Source organism: Streptomyces sp. NPDC058691 (assembly GCF_042714775.1).
Lineage (GTDB): Bacteria > Actinomycetota > Actinomycetes > Streptomycetales > Streptomycetaceae > Actinacidiphila.
The window spans coordinates 1-18,595 of record NZ_JBHXSO010000037.1 but is presented as its reverse complement, the minus strand read 5'-3'; the positions used below and the strand labels follow the sequence as shown (position 1 = coordinate 18,595).

Annotated in this window: 19 protein-coding genes, 1 tRNA gene and 1 pseudogene; 13 read left to right on the top strand and 8 right to left on the bottom strand. The window is 72.6% G+C overall.

Annotated features, from left to right (window positions below; translation table 11 throughout):
• Window positions 1-18 precede the first annotated feature (18 nt).
• The 3 genes from ACFWVC_RS24845 to ACFWVC_RS24835 all read right to left on the bottom strand — a co-directional run bounded on the left by ACFWVC_RS24845 (window position 19) and on the right by ACFWVC_RS24835 (window position 4,459).
• Window positions 19-1,299, bottom strand: a complete 1,281-nt coding sequence (locus tag ACFWVC_RS24845) for a hypothetical protein (protein WP_384290187.1) — start codon at window positions 1,297-1,299, stop codon at window positions 19-21.
• Between the two features lie 290 nt (window positions 1,300-1,589).
• A complete protein-coding gene (locus ACFWVC_RS24840) occupies window positions 1,590-3,818 on the bottom strand; it encodes a family 2 encapsulin nanocompartment cargo protein terpene cyclase (RefSeq protein ID WP_384290185.1) in 2,229 nt (742 codons plus the stop codon).
• Between the two features lie 170 nt (window positions 3,819-3,988).
• On the bottom strand, window positions 3,989-4,459 hold the full coding sequence (locus ACFWVC_RS24835) for a hypothetical protein (protein ID WP_384290183.1): 471 nt from the start codon (window positions 4,457-4,459) through the stop codon (window positions 3,989-3,991).
• A 130-nt stretch (window positions 4,460-4,589) separates the two neighbouring features.
• Here ACFWVC_RS24835 and ACFWVC_RS24830 point away from each other — a divergent pair, with 130 nt between their 5' ends.
• Window positions 4,590-5,198: an HhH-GPD-type base excision DNA repair protein gene (locus ACFWVC_RS24830; protein ID WP_384290180.1), complete on the top strand. Its 609-nt coding sequence runs from the start codon at window positions 4,590-4,592 to the stop codon at window positions 5,196-5,198.
• A 103-nt stretch (window positions 5,199-5,301) separates the two neighbouring features.
• Here ACFWVC_RS24830 and ACFWVC_RS24825 read toward each other — a convergent pair.
• Window positions 5,302-5,472, bottom strand: a pseudogene (locus tag ACFWVC_RS24825) (ATP-binding protein); the annotation flags it as partial.
• Window positions 5,473-5,569: 97 nt separating this feature from the next.
• Here ACFWVC_RS24825 and ACFWVC_RS24820 point away from each other — a divergent pair.
• Together ACFWVC_RS24820 and ACFWVC_RS24815 are read left to right on the top strand one after the other, a co-directional pair.
• On the top strand, window positions 5,570-5,866 hold the full coding sequence (locus ACFWVC_RS24820; protein WP_319134963.1) for a type II toxin-antitoxin system VapB family antitoxin: 297 nt from the start codon (window positions 5,570-5,572) through the stop codon (window positions 5,864-5,866).
• Between the two features lie 148 nt (window positions 5,867-6,014).
• The gene (locus tag ACFWVC_RS24815; protein WP_384290177.1) at window positions 6,015-6,692 is read left to right on the top strand and encodes a LytR C-terminal domain-containing protein; all 678 of its coding nucleotides are present in this window, start codon (window positions 6,015-6,017) and stop codon (window positions 6,690-6,692) included.
• A 284-nt stretch (window positions 6,693-6,976) separates the two neighbouring features.
• Here ACFWVC_RS24815 and upp read toward each other — a convergent pair whose 3' ends face one another.
• Entirely contained in the window at window positions 6,977-7,612 is a 636-nt protein-coding gene (gene upp / locus ACFWVC_RS24810) for a uracil phosphoribosyltransferase (RefSeq protein ID WP_384290175.1), read from the bottom strand.
• A 157-nt stretch (window positions 7,613-7,769) separates the two neighbouring features.
• On the opposite strand from upp, the gene ACFWVC_RS24805 reads away from it, so the two are divergent.
• From ACFWVC_RS24805 to ACFWVC_RS24790, 4 genes are all read left to right on the top strand, one after another.
• The gene (locus ACFWVC_RS24805; RefSeq protein ID WP_384290173.1) at window positions 7,770-7,970 is read left to right on the top strand and encodes a hypothetical protein; all 201 of its coding nucleotides are present in this window, start codon (window positions 7,770-7,772) and stop codon (window positions 7,968-7,970) included.
• A gap of 222 nt (window positions 7,971-8,192) precedes the next feature.
• Window positions 8,193-8,738, top strand: a complete 546-nt coding sequence (locus ACFWVC_RS24800) for a hypothetical protein (protein WP_384290171.1) — start codon at window positions 8,193-8,195, stop codon at window positions 8,736-8,738.
• A gap of 32 nt (window positions 8,739-8,770) precedes the next feature.
• Complete coding sequence (gene tadA, locus ACFWVC_RS24795) at window positions 8,771-9,226, top strand: tRNA adenosine(34) deaminase TadA (protein WP_384290169.1); 456 nt, start codon at window positions 8,771-8,773, stop codon at window positions 9,224-9,226.
• A 10-nt stretch (window positions 9,227-9,236) separates the two neighbouring features.
• Window positions 9,237-9,323: transfer RNA gene (locus ACFWVC_RS24790), tRNA-Ser, on the top strand.
• Window positions 9,324-9,459: 136 nt separating this feature from the next.
• Here ACFWVC_RS24790 and ACFWVC_RS24785 read toward each other — a convergent pair.
• Window positions 9,460-10,791, bottom strand: coding sequence for a hypothetical protein (locus ACFWVC_RS24785; protein ID WP_384290166.1), 1,332 nt, complete (start codon window positions 10,789-10,791; stop codon window positions 9,460-9,462).
• Between the two features lie 205 nt (window positions 10,792-10,996).
• Window positions 10,997-13,030: a choice-of-anchor D domain-containing protein gene (locus ACFWVC_RS24780; RefSeq protein ID WP_384290163.1), complete on the bottom strand. Its 2,034-nt coding sequence runs from the start codon at window positions 13,028-13,030 to the stop codon at window positions 10,997-10,999.
• Between the two features lie 477 nt (window positions 13,031-13,507).
• On the opposite strand from ACFWVC_RS24780, the gene ACFWVC_RS24775 reads away from it, so the two are divergent.
• The 5 genes from ACFWVC_RS24775 to ACFWVC_RS24755 all read left to right on the top strand — a co-directional run bounded on the left by ACFWVC_RS24775 (window position 13,508) and on the right by ACFWVC_RS24755 (window position 17,100).
• Window positions 13,508-13,672: a hypothetical protein gene (locus ACFWVC_RS24775; protein ID WP_319663804.1), complete on the top strand. Its 165-nt coding sequence runs from the start codon at window positions 13,508-13,510 to the stop codon at window positions 13,670-13,672.
• 28 nt (window positions 13,673-13,700) lie between these two features.
• Window positions 13,701-13,997: a Dabb family protein gene (locus ACFWVC_RS24770; RefSeq protein WP_384290160.1), complete on the top strand. Its 297-nt coding sequence runs from the start codon at window positions 13,701-13,703 to the stop codon at window positions 13,995-13,997.
• A 149-nt stretch (window positions 13,998-14,146) separates the two neighbouring features.
• On the top strand, window positions 14,147-15,217 hold the full coding sequence (locus ACFWVC_RS24765) for an RNA polymerase sigma factor SigF (protein WP_384290158.1): 1,071 nt from the start codon (window positions 14,147-14,149) through the stop codon (window positions 15,215-15,217).
• Window positions 15,218-15,385: 168 nt separating this feature from the next.
• On the top strand, window positions 15,386-16,240 hold the full coding sequence (locus ACFWVC_RS24760) for an RNA polymerase sigma factor SigF (RefSeq protein WP_384290155.1): 855 nt from the start codon (window positions 15,386-15,388) through the stop codon (window positions 16,238-16,240).
• Window positions 16,241-16,317: 77 nt separating this feature from the next.
• Window positions 16,318-17,100: a hypothetical protein gene (locus ACFWVC_RS24755; protein WP_384290152.1), complete on the top strand. Its 783-nt coding sequence runs from the start codon at window positions 16,318-16,320 to the stop codon at window positions 17,098-17,100.
• Between the two features lie 60 nt (window positions 17,101-17,160).
• Here ACFWVC_RS24755 and ACFWVC_RS24750 read toward each other — a convergent pair whose 3' ends face one another.
• Complete coding sequence (locus tag ACFWVC_RS24750) at window positions 17,161-17,835, bottom strand: esterase/lipase family protein (protein WP_384290149.1); 675 nt, start codon at window positions 17,833-17,835, stop codon at window positions 17,161-17,163.
• Window positions 17,836-18,015: 180 nt separating this feature from the next.
• Here ACFWVC_RS24750 and ACFWVC_RS24745 point away from each other — a divergent pair.
• A partial coding sequence (locus tag ACFWVC_RS24745) for an ATP-binding protein (RefSeq protein ID WP_384290147.1) occupies window positions 18,016-18,595 on the top strand: 580 nt, incomplete at its 3' end.

Here is an 18,595-nt window from a genome sequence, read left to right as displayed (position 1 = left end):
GCACCACCATCGGCCCCGTCAGGCGAAGCGCGCCCCCGCCACCGGCCCGGCCGAGGCCGTCCGCTCCCGCGGCCCGTCCGGCCACCGCCCCGCCAGCCGCGCGGCGAAGGCGGTGAAGCCCGTGTCCGGATCGGGCGGGGTGCCGCCGTCGCCCCGGTCGGGCATCGGATCGGCGGCCACGACCTCGTGCGCGATGTCGTGCTCGGAGCGGTCGTCGGGCGGGACGACCCCGGGAGAGCCGTCGGGCGACATCCGCAGCCGCTCGCCCCAGGGCGCGACGCAGTGCTGCGCGAGCAGCCCGCTGACGTCGGCGGACACGGCGGGCGGCCGCGTCCAGCAGGTGGCGTGCTCGTACAGCACCTGCCCGGGGGCCGGCTCCAGCAGGCCGCCGAGCAGCCCCGGGTCCGCGTCGGTCAGGTCGTACGCGACGACGACGGTGTCCGGGCGGCCCGGCACATAGGGCTCGACGGGCAGTTCCAGGACGCGGGCGGCGGCCAGGCCCATGATCCGGCTGGAGCGGTCGGGCAGCGCCGCCACCGCGCGCGGTGCCACGCCGGTCGCGGTGAGCGCCAGCCGGAGCCGGTCCAGACCGGCCCGGCACAGGTCCGGGCTGTCCTGGACGTAGGCGTACCGGCCCGTCATGCTCTCGAAGCCGTACGGGGACAGCGTCGCCAGCACGCCCCCGGTCAGCACGTGGTGCCAGCCGCGCAGGTCCGTGGCGTCCAGGGCGGCGGTCCCGGCGACGGCGTCGGCCCGTCGGAGCCGGCGGCGCAGGCGCGTGTCGGCGGGCAGCCACTGCTCGTCGTCGCCCGCGGGCACGGGAAGCCGGGCGGCGGTGTCGCGGGCGAGCGCCAACTCGCCTGCCATCAGGGCGTTGTGAGCGAGCAGATAGCGCTCGGGCCAGGCGGCCAGGGCACTCCCGCGCTCCCGGAGCACGTCCAGCGCCTCGCGGTGGCGCTCCTCGCGTTCCAGCGCGGCGACCAGCTCGACCAGCACGCGACGGGAGTCCGGGACCCGGCGCAGCGCGGCGCGCAGAGCGGGTACGGCCAGGTAGGCGGCACCCTCCTCCACGCAGGCGTAGCCGTACGCGTAGAGCTCCGCGACGCCGTCCGGCGTGGCGGCCAGCGCGGTGGCGGCGGCGGCAAGGTCGCCGCTGCCCGCGCGGCGGGCGAGGGCTTCGACGAGCGGGGCGAGGGCGGCCGGGTCGGCGGAGTCGGCGTGCGCGCGCAGGGCGCGCGCCGCGCCACCGGTGTCACCGGCGTCCATGAGGTCGCGGATCTTGGTCAGTTCGGGGTTCACGGGCGGGTTCCTCCAGGGTCCGGGCTCGGCAAGGACGGCGGGGGCGGGCCCGCTGGAGGAGGGGAGGGACCGGGGGCGGGGACGCCCGGCGGCAGGGCCGGGGCCTCGGGGTTCACCGACCGGGGCGGCGCGCGCCCTTCCGGCCGGGGGTGGCAGCGATCATGCGCCGGATCATCCCCGGCATCTCCCGTACCCGGCAACCGGTTTGTGACGCGGGGGCGCCCACCGGCGGGAGGGGGACGGCCCGTGCGGGCCGCCCCCCTCTCCCCCCACGTGAACGCGCCGGCGCGCTACCGCGCCCCGAGCAGCGTGACCAAGCGGGCCGCCGACGTGCCCAGTCCGTGCGGGCCGACGGGTGCCCGGGAGGCTCCGGGCGGCCGGCGCAGTTCCTCCTCCTCGTAGCGGTGGCAGCCGCGATGCCAGGTCAGGATGCCCGCGAGCCAGTTCTCCAGCTCGCGCACATAGCCGTCCAGTACCGCGCGGGCCTCCGCGCCGAGGTCGAAGTCGTCGTACAGCACGGGCAGTTCGTTCGCCGCCACGTGCTGGAACTCCTTCATGCGCCCGGCCATCAGGTCGTGGACCACGGCGAGCGAGGCCGGCTCGTCGCAGTCGAAGAAGTTCTGCACCACCAGCAGGGCGTTGTGGATCTCGCCCTCGTACTCGATCTCCTTCCGGTACGAGAAGACGTCGTTCATCAGGCAGGCGTAGTCGGCGGCGGAGTTCTCCAGCGACCGCATCGGCCCGCTGCGGTAGACCTCGTCCGGCACGACCTGGCCGTGCCCGAGCCGGCACAGGCTCATCGTCAGGTCGGAGCCGAAGGTGCGACGGCGCATCTCCAGGTAGTCGACGGGGTCGGGGACGCGGTTCTGCGCCTGGTTGGCCAGCTCCCACAGCCAGCTCGCGGTCATGCTCTCGATCGCGGCGCGGAAGCGGCGGCGCGCCTCGGGCCGCATCGGCCCGGCCGTACGCGCCCACAGGTCGGCCAGGCCGCGCTCCAGCGCGTTGACCGGGGCGGGCGCGGGCGTGCCGTCGACCGGCATGAAGGCCGGCAGGCGGTCGTTGGCGGCGCGGGCGCCGACCAGGTCGCGGGTGCGGCCGAAGACGGCCGGGAACCAGTCGTCGGCGTAGGTGCCCCAGGTGAGCCACCCGGAGGTGATGTCCAGCGCCTCCGGGGACGCGTCCGGGTGGATGCCCGCGGCGCACAGCGGGAGGTCGAACGCGATCAGCTTGTGCTCGTCCCACACGAAGGAGAAGGGGACTCCGGGCTGCGGCTCCAGCAGGCCCATCCGGTGCGCCCAGTCGACGATGTTCCGCCGCGCGGCGTCCAGGTGCGGGCTGAGCGTGGTGGGGAAGGGCATCGGGAAGTCGGGCGGCGGGAGCGGACCGGTGCGCCGCGGCACATGCGTGAAGCCCCGGACGCGGGCGGTCTCGGCACGCCCGGTGGTCCGCACCGCACCGGCCGACAGGCCGATCCCGCCGGGCAGCGCGAAGGGCGACCAGCCCGGCTGGGCGGGGGCCGCCGCGGCGCCGCCGCCGTTCATGTAGCGGCTGGAGCGCATGTGCCACTCGTGGCCGCCGGACTGCCAGTCCTGCAGCCCCTTGATGTACGCCAGCACGGCGGCGCACTGCGCCGCGTCGAGCCCGTGCTCGGCGACGAGCGGCGGCAGCTCGGTGACCGCGGTGTTCTCGAACTGGTGCAGGCGCGAGGTGAGCAGGTCGTTGACGGACTCCGCGGCCTCCTGGGTCGTGCACCCCAGGAAGGTCTCCAGGACGAGCACGCCGTTGCTGAGCTCACCCTCCTCCTCGGTCTCGCGCTGGTACGAGAACAGGTCGTTGCGCAGGTGCACCGCGTCGGAGAAGGCGTCCCGCAGCACGAGCATCGGCCGCGACCCGGCGATCACGGCCGGCACCTCGGCCCCGGCCGCGTACTCCACCAGGCCCGCGGACCACGGCGCGCCGCCGACCTTGCGGCGCATCTCGATGTACTCCACCGGGTTGGGCACCCGGCCCGCGTTGATGTTGGACAGCTCCCACAGCGACTCGTTGAGCAGGTGCTCGGTGCTCTCGGCGAACCGCCGGCGCCAGTCCGGCGACATGGCCGGGACGGTGCGCCGCCACAGATCGGCGAGCCCCGCCTCGACCGGGTTGGCCGGCTCGGGCATGCCCTGCGCCAGGTCCATCGGCATGAAGGCGGGCAGCCGGTCGAGGTAGGCCTTGCCCCCGCGACGGTCCTGGGAGCGCTTGAACGTCTCCAGGAAGTGGTCGTCGAAGAAGAAGACCCACACGTACCAGTCCGTGACCAGGGACAGCTCCGGTCCCGGGCAGTCGGGGTGCGTGTAGGCGCACAGCAGCGCGTAGTCGTGCGCGTCGAGGTCGGCGGTGTCCCAGATGCCGGAACCCTCCAGCATCCCCATGTCCCGCGCCCACGTGCGGGAGTGCTCCCGCGCCTCCTCCAGACGGGGGTTCAGGCGCGCGGGGTACGGCAGGTAGAAGTCGGGCAGTTCGAATGGCTGCGTCACTCGTTCAGCGCTACCCGGACAGGTGGGGGCTATCCGGCGCATCGGTCATGCCACACGAAGGTGTGACATCCCGTACGTCATGCCGCGGCCCCGGAGGCGCGAGGACGCCACCGGGGCCACGGCGGGCTGTGTACGGCGGGCTGTGTGCGGCGCGCCGGCCCCGCCACCGGTCAGACCGGGTGCCCGGCCCGGTCGTCCCTGCCGTGCTGGTCGTGGTCGGGATGACCGGGGTGGTCGCCCCAGCCGCGGCACAGGGCCCAGATGATGAAGATGTCGATCGCGATCATCAGGAAGGCCCAGAACGGCGAGTACGGCAGCCAGGCGAAGTTCACCAGGATGTTGAACGCGATCAGGACCACACCCGCGACCCTGGCCCATTTGGGCGCGCTGGACAGCAGGGCCGTGCCGACGATGAGGACGAGGACGCCCAGCACGAGGTGGATCCAGCCCCAGGCCGTCAGGTTCCACTTGAAGATGTAGTGGCCCAGCCGGACCCAGACATCGTCCTTGGCGATGGCGGAGATGCCCTCGAGGATCATCCAGACACCCGAGACCATCATCAGAATCCCCGCGAACACGGTGCCGCCGGTCGCCCAACCCGAGTGGTGATGCGGCTTGACCGACTGCGTCTGCTGGCTCATCACAAGGCTCCCATCGCGTCGGTGGGTGGACACCTCACACGGTCCGCCCGCACCGTCCGGTCGGCCATCGGCGCTGAGCCGTTCGGGTGACGCGGGGGCGGCGCCCCGCCGCCCGAGGGATCATCGGTCCATGGCAACCACACTCCGGCTGTCCCAGCAGCCCGAGGCCGACGCGCTGCTCGGCCGCAGCCCGCTCGCCGCACTCACCGGCATGCTCCTCGACCAGCAGATCCCGATGGAATGGGCCTTCACCGGCCCCCGCACCATCGCCACCCGCATGGGCCGGGACGATCTGGACGCCCAGGAGATCGCGGCCTACGACCCCGAGGCCTTCGTCGCCCTGTTCTCCGAGAAGCCGGCCGTGCACCGTTACCCGGGCTCGATGGCCAAGCGCGTGCAACAGCTGTGCCAGTACCTCGTCGAGCACTACGACGGCGACGCCGAGGCGGTCTGGCGCGGGGTCGGCGACGGCAGGGAACTGCTGACCCGGCTGGGCGACCTGCCCGGCTACGGCAAGCAGAAGGCGCAGATCTTCCTGGCCCTGCTCGGCAAGCAGCTCGGCGTCACCCCCGAGGGCTGGCGCGAGGCCGCCGGCCCCTACGGCGAGCAGGGCTCGTTCCGCTCCGTCGCCGACATCACCGGACCGGAGTCCCTGGACAAGGTGCGGGCCTTCAAGCAGGAGGCGAAGCGCGCCGCGAAGGCGGCCCAGCCGGCGAAGAAGGCCGGGAAGAAGGCCTAGCGGCGCCGCCGGCGCTCGGACGTGCCGAAGAGGGACCGGGTGATCCCACGTCCGATCCGGGTTCCGGCGGAGCGGGCCGGCGGCTGGAAGACAGCGCTGCCCACGCGCCGGCGACGAGTCCGTGCCGGTTGAGCATGCCGGGCGGGACGCGGACGGGGGCGTCCGGCAGGCATCGCCCGTCCCACAGCAGAGCTCCGGGGTCGAGCGCCGGTCCGATGACGGCGTACCCCCGGGCGATGGCCCGCACGGCGCCGGGTGTCGTCGGCGTGGGCATGGGCCGCTCCGCTGCTCCCGCTATCACCGTATTTGCCCACCATCGCACTCCTGCGCCATTGCTGCGCCCGTACGCCCTTGCCCGGTAGGCTTTCCGTGTGATCTTCAAGCGCATCGGAAACGGGCGGCCGTACCCCGACCACGGCCGGAAAAGCACCCGTGAATGGGCGGACGTCGCCCCACGTCCGGTACGCCTCGACCAGTTGGTCACCACGAAGGGGCAACTCGACCTGGAGACCCTGCTCGCCGAGGACTCGACCTTCTACGGAGACCTGTTCGCGCATGTCGTGAAATGGCAGGGCGACCTCTACCTGGAGGACGGGCTCCACCGCGCCGTGCGCGCGGCGCTGCAGCAGCGGCAGGTGCTGCACGCGCGCGTGCTGGAGATGGACTGACCCGGACGGGCGTACACGGAACCCGGCGGACCGGTCCTGACATCCGTTCAGCCGATTGTTGACCCTTTCGGGTTCAAGTCGTCCCGATTGGCCGCGATTGGTTGATCGTTTAGTAGGCCAAGTCGGAATCCCGCACTACGCTGCGCACATGAGCATGCTGACGCCCCCTGGCATGGGCGGGAAGTACCGTGTCACCGGGAACCAGTACCCACGAATGCGCCGCCCACGGAGCCGGATCCGGATCGTGACGGTACTGGTCACGACCGTCGCCGTGCTCGGCCTCGCCGGCTGGGGCACCCTGCAGCTGGTCGACGTCTTCGGCGGCGACGCCGCGGCCAAGGGCAAGGCCGCGCAGGCGGCCAACGCCTCCAAGGAGCGGGCCTGCAAGGCGGTCGCCACATCGCCCGGTACATCCGGCACCAAGCCCATCGTTTACCCCGAGCCCGGGCAGCTCACGGTCAACGTCTACAACGCGACCGCCAAGAGCGGCCTAGCCAAGAAGACCGCCGACCAGCTCGCCGCCCGCGGCTTCAAGATCGGCACCTTCGGCAACGCCGACCCCGAGTACGACCGCAAGGTCAAGGTGGCCGCCCTGCTGCTCGGCGGCTCCGGCACGAAGGCGGAGGCGGCCCTCAAGCTGGTCGGCGCCCAGTTCAAGGGCACCACCACCCTCAAGCCCGCCGGCCCCAAGTCCAAGCACGCGGCCGGCACCGTCGACCTCATGCTGGGCAAGGGCTTCACCACGCTCGCCTCCGACAAGAACGTCAAGAAGAACCTCGTCCTCCTCGCCAAGCCGAGCCCGGCCCCCCGGCCCGCGGGCTGCTAGGCCCTGTCGTCAAATTGGCGCCGACCGCCCGAAGGGCGGGCCCCGCGGCGTCTGGTGCGGTGCATCGCAAGGCGGAGAGTCGTCCTCGTAGTGGGCTACTCGGACGATTCGACAACGCAGCGTGGGGGCACCCCCGGCCGAAGGCTGGGGGAGTGCCGTGCCAGGCGCCGCGGGGCAGGCGGGAATTTGACGACAGGGCCTAGGGCGCCCGGCACACCCGACACATACGTCAGGGCGGTACGGACCCCGTGGGGTCCGTACCGCCCTGACGTACGTTCCGGGAACTAGCCCGCGGTGCCGTAGAGGCGGTCGCCCGCGTCGCCGAGGCCGGGGACGATGTAGCCGCTCTCGTTGAGGTGGCTGTCGACGGCGGCGGTGACGACGGTGACCGGCTTGCCCGCCAGGGCGCGCTCCATGGCCTCGACGCCCTCCGGGGAGGCGAGCAGCACCACGGCCGTCACGTCGTCCGCGCCGCGCTCGATCAGCAGGTCGATCGCGGCGATCAGGGTGCCGCCGGTGGCGAGCATCGGGTCCAGGACGTACACCTGCCGCCCGGACAGGTCTTCCGGCATGCGGGTGGCGTAGGTCTTGGCCTCCAGCGTCTCCTCGTCGCGGATCATGCCGAGGAAGCCGACCTCCGCGGTCGGCAGGAGGCGCACCAGGCCCTCCAGCATGCCGAGGCCGGCCCGCAGGATCGGCACGACCAGCGGCCGCGGGTGGGAGAGCCGCACGCCCGTGGTCCGCGCCACCGGCGTGGCGATGTCGACCTGCTCGGTGCGCACGTCACGGGTGGCCTCGTAGGCGAGCAGGGTGACCAGCTCGTCGGCCAGCCGCCGGAAGGTCGGCGAGTCGGTGCGCTCGTCGCGCAGCGTGGTGAGTTTGTGCGCCACCAGGGGGTGGTCGACAACATGGATCCGCATACCCCCGACTTTAACGTCGCGGCCACCGCCGGGCCGAAGCGGCCGCCCGGAGCCGCTGGGCAAGGAGCGGCTTTGAAACCACACTGAGGGGGGAAGGCGAGCCCTTACGCCCGGGCTGTCCCGTCCGGGCCCCGCGGATCACCAGGGGTGGTGCCCCATGGCGGAGCACGACGACAGTGGCGCCGACGCGAGCGACGCCCGTACGCAGCAGGAGCGCGACGCCGAGCGCAGGCGACGCCGGACGATGTTCCTGCGGGAGCTGAACGAGGCCAAGGAGCTCCGCGACCGGGTGCAGCCGCGCAGGGCGCGCGCGGCGCGGGCACGTCAGCAGATGCGGATGCGGACCTTCCGCTGGTAGGCCACCGGGACGGGCGAACCGCCCGTCCCCAATGGATTACGGCGGGTCCCCGCAGGCCGCCGCAGGGAAAAAGCCGGAAGCCCTGGCACGCGGCACGCGCGGAAGACCCTTCGCAAAGCCGAGGTTTCTGCCACGATGCCGAGTGTGGGCGGGGACCCCCGAGCTGATCATCCGGCTCCCGCCCGAAAGTCCGGACGGCCTGAGACCTGTGGGAGAGTCACGGTGTATTTCGCCGCACTGCTCGCGCGCACCGAGGACGGTTGGGAAGCGCGCGAGACCGATCTCGACGATGTGGAAACCCTCGGCGACCTGACCGAGGTCGCCCGCGCCGCCTCGACCGAGGAAGATACGGTCCTGGTCTTCATCGAGCAGGAGGACGCCTGGTTCGGCGTCGTCCGCGTCGACGGTGAGGAGGACCCCCGGATCTACGTGTCCGACGCCGCCGCGGCGGCCCGCAGCTCCTACGGCGAGATCCTGCTCACCGACGAACTGCTCGGCCGCGACCCGGAGGACCTCGACGAGATCGTCGACCTGGACGGCACCGAGGAGGGTGACGCCGAGGAACTCGACGACGACGACGTGGTGCCGGGGCCGAAGGAGGTACACGTACCCGTGGGCCCCCTCGGCGACGCCGAGCTCCTCAAGGACCTGGGGATGGACGACAAGGAGCTGCTCGCGCTCAGCGGCGACGGCGCGCTGACGGGCGAGGCCCTCGGCGAGATCGCCGACTCCCTGGGCTGCGCGGACGTTCTGGAGGCGGTCCGCTGACCGACCCGCTCCGCGACCCCTGGGCGCAGCCCATGCGGCTCGCCCTCCACGAAGCGACCCTCGCCCCGCGCACCGGCGACGTGCCGGTGGGCGCGGTCGTGCTGTCCCCGGACGGCACGGTCATCGGCCGGGGCCGCAACGAGCGGGAGGCGGCCGGCGACCCGACCGCCCACGCGGAGGTCCTCGCGATCCGCGAGGCCGCCAGGACGGCCGGTTCCTGGCGGCTCGGCGGCTGCACGCTCGTCGTGACCCTGGAGCCCTGCACCATGTGCGCGGGCGCCGTGGTCCTGTCCCGGCTGGACCGCGTCGTCTACGGGGCCCTCGACGAGAAGGCCGGCGCGGCCGGTTCGCTCTGGGACCTGGTCCGCGACCGGCGCCTGAACCACCGCCCGGAAGTGATCTCCGGAGTGCTCGCCGAGGAGTGCGGTGACCTGCTCACGCGCTTCTTTCGCACAAACGATTTCGGAGCACACCCGGACGTCCGCTAAGCTCTCCCTCGGTAGCGTGTCCGAGCGGCCTAAGGAGCACGCCTCGAAAGCGTGTGAGGGGGCAACTCCTCCGTGGGTTCAAATCCCACCGCTACCGCTCTGAACAGCCGAAGGGCGGCACCCCGGGACCCCGGGGGGCCGCCCTTCGGCTTTGGTCGCCCGTCACCCACCCGGCCCCCGGAGGCGGACTCAGTGCTCGCCTCCCGGGGGCCGGGGTCACGCAAGGGGTGGGATCACTTCACGTCGACGGCGTCGGCGGTGCCGCGGGAGGTGCGCATCGTGGTGGTGCCGCTGAAGACGGGCATCCAGGTGCCGTCCTTGCTCGCGGTGAGCTTCTTGGTGAAGCGGCCGCTCGCGTTGGTGGTGGCGTAACCGCTGTACGACCACTTGGTGCTGCCCTTGGCCTGGAAGTACAGAGAGACACGCTGGCCGGAGACGGGCTTGGTGGTCTTGCCGGACTTGCGGTCCAGCACGCCCGTGGCGGTGATGGTGGCGCCCTTGCGGACCGGCTCAGGGGTGGCGTTGAAGCCGTGGATGGCCGTGGTGTCCAGGACGAGGCAGGCGGGCTTCGCGCCGGCGGGGCGGGTGGCCGTGAAGTTCGCCGTCGGGAAGAAGGTGTTGGGACCGATTCCGGGGTACTGACCGGCGGACAACTGGTGCTTGCCCGCGGTGAAGTTGCCGCCCAGCAGCAGCCGGGCGGTGACCACCCGGTGGTCCACGGGCCCGGTGGCCCAGCGGTTGAGGGCGGTCATCTTGCCCGGGAGGTACATGCTGGTGCCGACCGGGTTCCAGGTCTTGAAGACGGGGTCGCGGACCTCGATGCGGGCGTCGCAGGCGGGCGGGATCTTGTCCGACCAGCCGGCGTCCAGGCCGAAGCCGGCCTCCTTCAGGCGCCAGTCCGCCTTGTGCTGCGTGCGGATGTCGAGGGTGAAGCCGAACGCGCGCCGGTCCACCGGCACGGTGGCCGGCAGGCCGAGCACCTTGGGCACCATGCCGCGCACCGCGAGCTCGGCGGCGTCGCTGCCGACCTGGTTGGACGGGCCGCCCTGGCCGTCGCTGCCGGCGCCGAGGCGCGTCCGCGCGTACAGAGTGTGGATCGGCTCGGCCATGCTGGACTGCGGCATGGACAGGCGGATCCGGTAGGTGTGGCTGGCGTGGGGTTTGAGGGTCCAGCCGTCCGCCGGACCCATCTTCCAGTGCAGGTTGACGGGGTAGGGCCATTCCGAAGGCTTGGAGCCGAAGGGGTAGTAGACCTTCAGCGGCGCCCGGTGCCAGGTGTCGTCCTTGCCGTCCGCCCAGTCCATCAGGACCGATCCGGCGGGCATCGGGTCGGTCCAGTCCATGGTGCTGATGTCCCAGAAGGCATGCTGGCCGGTGAGAGTGGTCGAGCTGGGGTTGGTCACGGTGAACGTGCCCTGCACCCAGTCCCCCTTGACCGTGACCGCGCTGGGCATCGAGACCTTGACCGAGCCGTCGAGCCAGGTGTCCCCCGACGCCGAGGACGTCATGACGGCGCAGGCCGGCAGCGCCACGGCGGCTGCGATCAGCAGGCGTGTGAGTTTCAAGCGGATACTCCGATAGGTGTTGATCCGGCGGCATTCGTGTTGCCGCGCCCCCCGCCCGCACCGGATGCGTGTGCGAGCGAGCACACCCTAGCGGCGGAGGCCGACAGTCGGCGCCGGGGTTTCCGGGGCCGCTGTTCCTCCTCGGTTCAGGAATGACGAGGGGCCCGACAGCCGTGGCTGTCAGGCCCCTCCGGGTGCGGACGGGTCAGTCCTCGTCCCGCGTCACCCGGGTGGCGACGGTGGCGACGTTGTTGCCGGGGTCGGTGTCGAAGGTGCTTGCGACGGCCCGGGCCGTCGAGGTGATCAGGCCGAGGCCCGGGGGCGCGGTGAGGTCGACCTCGAAGGTGGCCGTCCGGCCGGGCGCGAGATCACCGATGGTCCACACGACCCGCTGGATGGACGGGTGCGGGCCGCCGCCGCTGAGGAACCGCACGCCGCCGGGCGCGTGGGTGCTCGCCCCCCACCAGGTGATGTCCGGGATGGGGCCGAGGCCGGGCCGGGGGTTCTGGTCGACGTGGCGTCCGCGGCCCAGGAGCTCCAGCGTGGCGGCCACGCCGGTGGCGGTGTCGGGACCGTTGTTGACCACCCGCACGGTGTAGGTGAGGGGGCCGCGCGGCGCGACGGCCTCCGGCGCGCTGAGGGTGATCTGCACGTCGGCGCTGCTCGTGGCGGCGACCCCGACGCCGGACAGCGCCGCGCTGCGGACGCCCGCGGTGGTGTCGACGTTCAGCGCGGCGGTGCGCGCGCCGGTCGCCGAGGGCCGGAAGGTCACGGCGATCGTGCAGCGGGCCCGCGGCGGGAGCCCGCCCGTGCAGGTGCTGGCACCGAGTGCGAAGTCCGCCGCGTTCACTCCGGACAGGGAGGTGCCGGTCACGGACTGGGCCGTGGCGCCGCGGTTGGTGAGCGTGAAGGTCCGGGCCGTGGTGGCGGTGTTCACCGGCTGACCGCCGAAGTCCAGGCTCGCGGGGCTCAGCGTGACGGCGGCCGTCGCGATGCCCAGGGTGAGGTCGCTGGGTCCGGCCACCCCGTTGCCGAAGGCCACCGTGGCCGAGGAGGTCGCGGTCGGGCCGGACGGCGCCGCGGCCACCCGCGCCTTGTAGGAGAGGGTCACGGTCCCACCCGGGGCGAGCGTGCCGCCGGAGGCGGCACCGGCCCCGGTGCCCAGCCGCGCGGTGACCGAGGAGGCCGCGACGGTGACCGTGTCCCGCGGCGGCGCGGCGCCGTCGACCCGGACGTCCGTCACGTCGGTGAGATTGGTGAGGACGTCGGTGAGGACCACGCCCGTCGCCGGGGCGTCCCCGGTGTTCACCACGGAGCGCGCGACGGCGACCGTGTCTCCGGGCGCCAGGTCGCCGCCGTCGATGTCGGTGATGCTCGACGTCCTGAACTCGGGCTGGGCGGCCTGGGGGTAGCTGAAGCCGTATCCCAGGGCGACGCCCGCGGCGCCCCGGCCGCCGGCGAACCTGCCGTCCACGGTGGTCGCCCCCGGCTGCCAGGCGCTGTCACCGACGGCGGCGAACTGCCCGGCGCCGATGGTCACCGGCGACCCCTTGCTCGCCCCGCTGTCCACGCGGACCCCGACCGGGGCGGCCCCCGCGCCGACGGCGTCGTCGAGCAGTCCGCCGACCCGGACGGTCCTGGCCGCGCCGGCCGTGATCTGCGGGGCCGCGGCGCGCGGGGTGTCGCCACCCTCCACCAGGGCCCTGGGACCGGCCACGAGCACCACGCGCTTCGGGACGGCGCCCGTGGCCGCGCCTCCTGTGTACGTGGCGGCGAGCCGCCAGCGGGTCGCGGAGCCCCCGTTCACCGTCCCGGTGAAGGCGGCGCCGGCGGCGCGGCCGGCGAAGACGGCCGGCAGTTGTGCCATGGCGATGGTCCGGCGGCCCACGGTCATGGTGGTGACATCGGCGTCCGGGAAGGTCACGGACGTCCCGCCGTCGCCGAAGCGGTAGGCGCTCTCGGCGCCGGCCGGGTCGTCGGGAGCGGTGTCGGAGGAGAAGAACACCACGCCCGCGTCGAGTGTGCTGCCCTCGGGCGGTGCCGCCGCGAGCCGCGAGCCGGTGCCGCCGGCGCCACCGGCGTGGGCGAAGCCGTCACCGGCCGTCGTCACGGTCCTCTGCAGCATCAGCGGAAGGACGGGGGCGCCCGCTCCGGCGGCCGCGGCCGGCAAGGCGGCGGGCAGCCCGAGCGCGAGCAGCGCCGGGGCGACGACGGCCGCCGCGACCCGGGGGAGGGACAAGCGTCGGGATATGTGACGCACGGTCAAGGCAACCTCCGCTGAGGGGCGCGGTCGTGGGGGTACGAGGCGCACTTTTGTGTGGTGATCAGTCAATTACGCACGGTATGAGCGACGGAATGTCCGGGCCACCGGGCGTCCGCATCCGGGTGATCACCGCACCGCTCACGCGCCACGCGGCGGCAACTGACGGCCAGGAAGCAGCTCGCACCGGGCCCCGGCGGCGTCCGCACGCGGCGGGCGGAACGTGGACCGCGGACGTACCCGGCGCCGGTGTGCGGCGACGTCGCTGACGCTCCGTCGGCGACCGCGCACCGGGTGCGACGCGACTCCGCGCACGGCCGTCTCCGCGGGGCGGGAGAGGGCCCTCGGGCACGTCCGCGAGCTGCTGGAGCCGGGTCTCTCGGGCGGTCGGGAGGAGCGGGAAGCGACGGCAAATGAGACCGCCTGATTAGCCCATTCGGTGGATACACTCCAGCCATGGCGCAGGCGAAGAAAGTCACCATGTACGTCCTCGTGGTCTTCGTGCTCTATACGATCATCACGTCGCCCGGGCGTGCTGCCGATCTTGTACAGGTAGGCTTCCAGGGCATATCGGACGCCGCCAAGGGCGTCGGTGAGTTCATGACCGCGCTGATCAACTGATCGGCCGCGACCCCGAGGAGTCAGCGCCGTGATTCGCCATCTGGTCCTTTTCAAGCTCAATGAGGGCGTCGAGCGCGACGACCCGCGGGTGGTGGCCGGTGTGCGCGCCTTCGAGGAGCTCGGCGGCCTGGTCCCGGAACTCGCCTCCTGGGAGCTCGGCTGGAACATCTCGCCGCGCCCCATCGCCTACGACTTCGCGCTCAACGCCTCGGTCGCCGACGCGGGCGCCCTCACCGCCTACCTGGAGCACCCCGCCCACCAGGCAGGAGTGGCCCAGTGGCACGAATTCGCCACCTGGGTGATCGCGGACTACGTGTTCGAGTGACGGCCCCGACCGGACCCGGTCCCGAACAGCCCTTCGCCCGCCGGGCGGAGGGCTTTTTCGTATAGCACCGCGCCTCGCTTGCACACAGTGCACATGAATTGTGATGCTATGACCGCTTTTGCCGGATGAGTGGACCGATGAGGAGTGGCATGCCCGTGTCGGCCCGTACGGCGTCACCTGCAATTCCCGGCGACGACAGCGGGACCGGTACAACGGAGGACGCCCGGGGCGAGGGAGGGGATGGCCGGAGGATCCACAGCGCCCGGGAGGCCGCGGACGGCCACGACGGGCGGGAGCCCTTGGAGTCCAAGGAGGACGGCAGCGTCCAGGAGGGGCAGGACGGCCCGTCAGGGCAGGGCGGCGCGGACGGCGGAGACATCGCGGGCGGCGCGGACGGCGCGAGCCGGCAGGTCGGCGGCCGGCCCGGCGGGACCCGCTCCGGGACCACCAACACCAACGCGATCGAGGCACGGGCGCTGACCCATGTGCTGTTCGAGGAACTGACCGGGCTGGAACCGGGGACCCCGGACCACGCACGGGTGCGGGCCGCCCTCATCGAGGTCAACCTGCCGCTGGTGCGGTACGCGGCGGCGCGCTTCCGCAGCCGCAACGAGCCGATGGAGGACGTCGTCCAGGTCGGCACGATCGGGCTGATCAACGCGATCGACCGGTTCGATCCGGAACGCGGCGTGCAGTTCCCGACCTTCGCGATGCCGACCGTGGTCGGTGAGATCAAACGTTACTTCAGGGACAATGTGCGCACCGTCCACGTCCCCCGCCGGCTGCACGAACTGTGGGTGCAGGTCAGCGGCGCCATCGAGGACCTGACGGTGGCCCACGGGCGCACCCCGACCACCGCCGAGATCGCCGACCGGCTGAAGCTGTCCGAGGACGAGGTGCTGGCCTGCCTGGAAGCGGGGCGGGCGTACCACGCGACGTCCCTGGAGGCGGCCCAGGAGGGCGGCGAAGGGTCGCCGGGCCTGCTGGACCGGCTCGGCTACGAGGACCCGGCGCTGACCGGGGTCGAGCACCGGGACCTCGTGCGGCACCTGCTGGTGCAGTTGCCGGAGCGCGAGCGGCGGATTCTCCTGCTCCGCTACTTCGGAAATCTGACCCAGTCCCAGATCAGTGCGGAACTGGGGGTTTCGCAGATGCATGTGTCGCGTTTGCTGTCCCGGAGCTTCGCTCGGCTGCGATCCGCAAATCAGCTCGAATCGTAACCTTTACGGGCGACCCTCCCTGCGGAAATAAGTCGACATGGCGCTACAGCGTGTTGCCGACATGTGACATTCTGCGGGAACAGCGTTTGTCGGGGTCCGGCCTCCGGTATTCCAGTGGAGGAACGAACCGTCGCCCGCGACACCCGTCCGCGACCTCAAGGGGGTGGCATGTCCGTAGAAGTGGGCAGTCCGAAGGTGCTGAACACCGAAGCGCCGCACGATGCTCCTGACGACAGCCTCGACATCGCCGAACCCGCCGTCGTCGACACCCGCACGCTGTCCCGCTCGCTGTTCCTGCGGCTCTCCGAGCTGACGGACGACAGCCCCGAGCGGGCCTATGTGCGGGACACGCTCATCGAACTCAACCTCCCGCTCGTGCGGTACGCGGCGGCACGCTTCCGCAGCCGTAACGAGCCGATGGAGGACATCGTCCAGGTCGGCACGATCGGCCTCATCAAGGCCATCGACCGCTTCGACTGCAACCGCGGTGTGGAGTTCCCGACCTTCGCGATGCCCACGATCGTCGGCGAGGTCAAGCGGTTCTTCCGCGACACCTCGTGGTCGGTGCGGGTGCCGCGCCGGCTTCAGGAACTGCGGCTGGCGCTGACCAAGACCAGCGACGAGCTCGCGCAGAAGCTGGACCGCTCGCCGACGGTCGCCGAACTCGCCGTCTCACTGGGCGTGTCGGAGGAGGACGTGGTCGACGGCCTCGCGGTCGGCAACGCCTACACCGCGAGTTCGCTGGACTCCCCGCCGCCCGAGGACGACGGCGGCGAGGGCTCACTCGCGGACCGGCTCGGCTACGAGGACGCCGCGCTGGAAGGCGTGGAGTACCGCGAGTCGCTCAAGCCGCTGCTCGCCCAACTGCCGCCGCGCGAACGGCGGATCATCATGCTCCGCTTCTTCGCCAACATGACCCAGTCGCAGATCGGCGAGGAGGTCGGCATCTCCCAGATGCACGTCTCCCGGCTGCTGACCCGCACGTTGGCGCAGCTGCGCGAAGGTCTCACCGCGGAACACTAGGCAGGTGCCGAACCGGCCTTGATTCAAGGGCCGGTTCGCATCCTTTGGTGCTGACGGTTCGTCATTACACTGGTGTGATGGTGCACATACCGACCGGCCGCCGGGGCGCGCTCGCCGCCGCCTCGGCGGCCGTCGTCTGCCTCGGCGCCTTCGCCGCCCTGGGCCCGGACTGCGAGAGCGCGGGAGCGGGCTGGGTCGCCGCCGGGGCCCCCGGCCCCGCGGGCAGCGCCGCGGTGAACGTGCCCCCTGGCGACGGCGTGGACCCGGTCCCGCCGGACGGCGGCTCGGCTCCGCCCCGGCAGGGCGGCCCGGCGCCTCAGGACCGGCCGGGCACGCCCGGGGCGAGCGGCACCCCGGCACCCTCCGGCTCCGCCACGGCACCGGGCCCTGGCGGTACGACCTCGGCCTCGGCCTCGCCCTCGCCCGCGCTCACGGCCACCACCACCGCGTCCGCCACCGCGAGCGGCGGCTCGAGCCCGGCGCCGCCACCCGGCTCCGCCCCGCCGTCCGGCTCACCGTCGCCCGCGGCGACACCGTCCGCGTCGCCGGGCGGGCCCGCCGCTGTGGTGGTGAGCGCGGTCGTCCGTTCCGCCGCCGAGGACCGCTGGTGCGAGAACGTCACGGTGACGCTGGCCAACACCGGTGACTTTCCGGCCACCTCGGGCACGCTGGTCTTCGGCACCCACATCATCGGCCTGCTCGGCATCGACTGGGCCACGATCGAGAGCCGCGACCCGCTGCCCGCACCCCTCGCGGGCGGGGCGAAGGACACGAGGACCTGGACGGTGTGCGTCGACGCCTGGCGCGTGCCCCGGGGCATGCACGTGGAGACCCGGGACGTCTCCGTCCGGGTCCCGTGAGCGCGCGGGACCGCGGCGGGACGGGGCCGGGCCCGTCCCACCGCGGCGGGGTGCCAAGGGTCAGGCGGCGAGGTAGGAGCGGATGTCGCCGATGGTGCTCGCGTCGGTGAGGAACCCGATGTGTGTCGTGCAGGCGACCAGGTGGTTGGTGGCGCCGCTGAGCGGGGTGCTGGTGTACGGGATGATGATGCCGTCGCACGGGGAGTACCAGGTCGCGTAGACCGTGCTGCCCGGCGTCTCGTCACCGCTGCTGATGGTGCGGACGAAGGACGAGCCGGGGAGCATCTCCACGCACGAGGTGTAGATCACGCAGGCCGAGGCATAGGTGGTGCCGTGGTTGGCGCCCGCGACGGAGGCGACCCGGCGGACGGACGAGGTGCCGCCGAGCTGCGTGAGGTACCACTGGGTGACCAGGCCGCCCATGGAGTGGTTGACGATGTCGACCTTGGTCGCGCCGGTGCGGGAGAGCACCTGGCGCACATAGCTCGCCAGTCCGGCGGCGCTGGTCTTGTTGGACTGGCTCCAGTTGTACTCGTACGCGAACAGCTCGCCGCGGCTGTAGCCGGCGCTCACGAACGCCGCTTCCGCGTAGTCCCAGTTGCTCGCGCTGCCGGTGTAGCCGTGCACGAAGACCACGGGGGTGTGGGTGGCGGCGTTGGCGGTGCCCGGCAGGGCGACGGTGCCGAGGCCGAGCGCGGCGGCCAGGGTGAGGAGGATGGCCCAGATGCGTCGCATCACAACTCCTTGTCGTGTGGGGGTCGGCAGGAGTCTCGGAGCGGCGGGCGCCCGGCGGACCGGTGGAATCACCAGTGGCGTCGGCGGTCATGACGGCGACGACTTTCGATGATTCCTGTCATGTCCCGAACATCGTGCACATCTCTTCCCTCTCCGACCCGGCCAGTCGACACTGGCGTCATGGAGGCCGAGCGGAGTGCGAACGCTGCGTGGCCGTCCGGGCTGTACGGCAGGGGGCGCGAACGGGCGGCCCTGCTGGCCCTGCTGGACGCCGCCCGGACCGGCCGGGGCCGTGCCCTGCTGCTGGCCGGGGAGCCGGGCTCGGGACGTACCGCCCTGCTCGATGCGGTCGCCGCGACGGCGGCGGCCGCGCGGTGCACGCTGCTGAGCACCGCAGGCACCGCCGCAGAGACGGCCGTTCCGCTCGCCGGACTGCAACGGATGCTGCTGCCGGTCGCCGGCCTGGTGCCCCGGCTGCCCCCGCCGCACGCGGCGGTGCTCGCCGCGGTGCTGGCAGGACGCCCCCCGCCGGACGGTGAACTCGTCCTGGGCACCGCGCTGTTCCGGCTGACCTCCGTGCTGTGCGCCCCGGCGCCGCTGCTGTGGTGCGTGGACGACGCCCATCTGCTGGACACCGCGACGCTGCGGGCGCTGGGCATGGCCGCGCGCCGGCTCGCGGGCACGCCCGCCGCCCTGCTGCTCGCCGTCGACGAGCCCGCCGACGAGCCCGCCGGGGACCCGGCCGCCGCCCAGCAGGAGG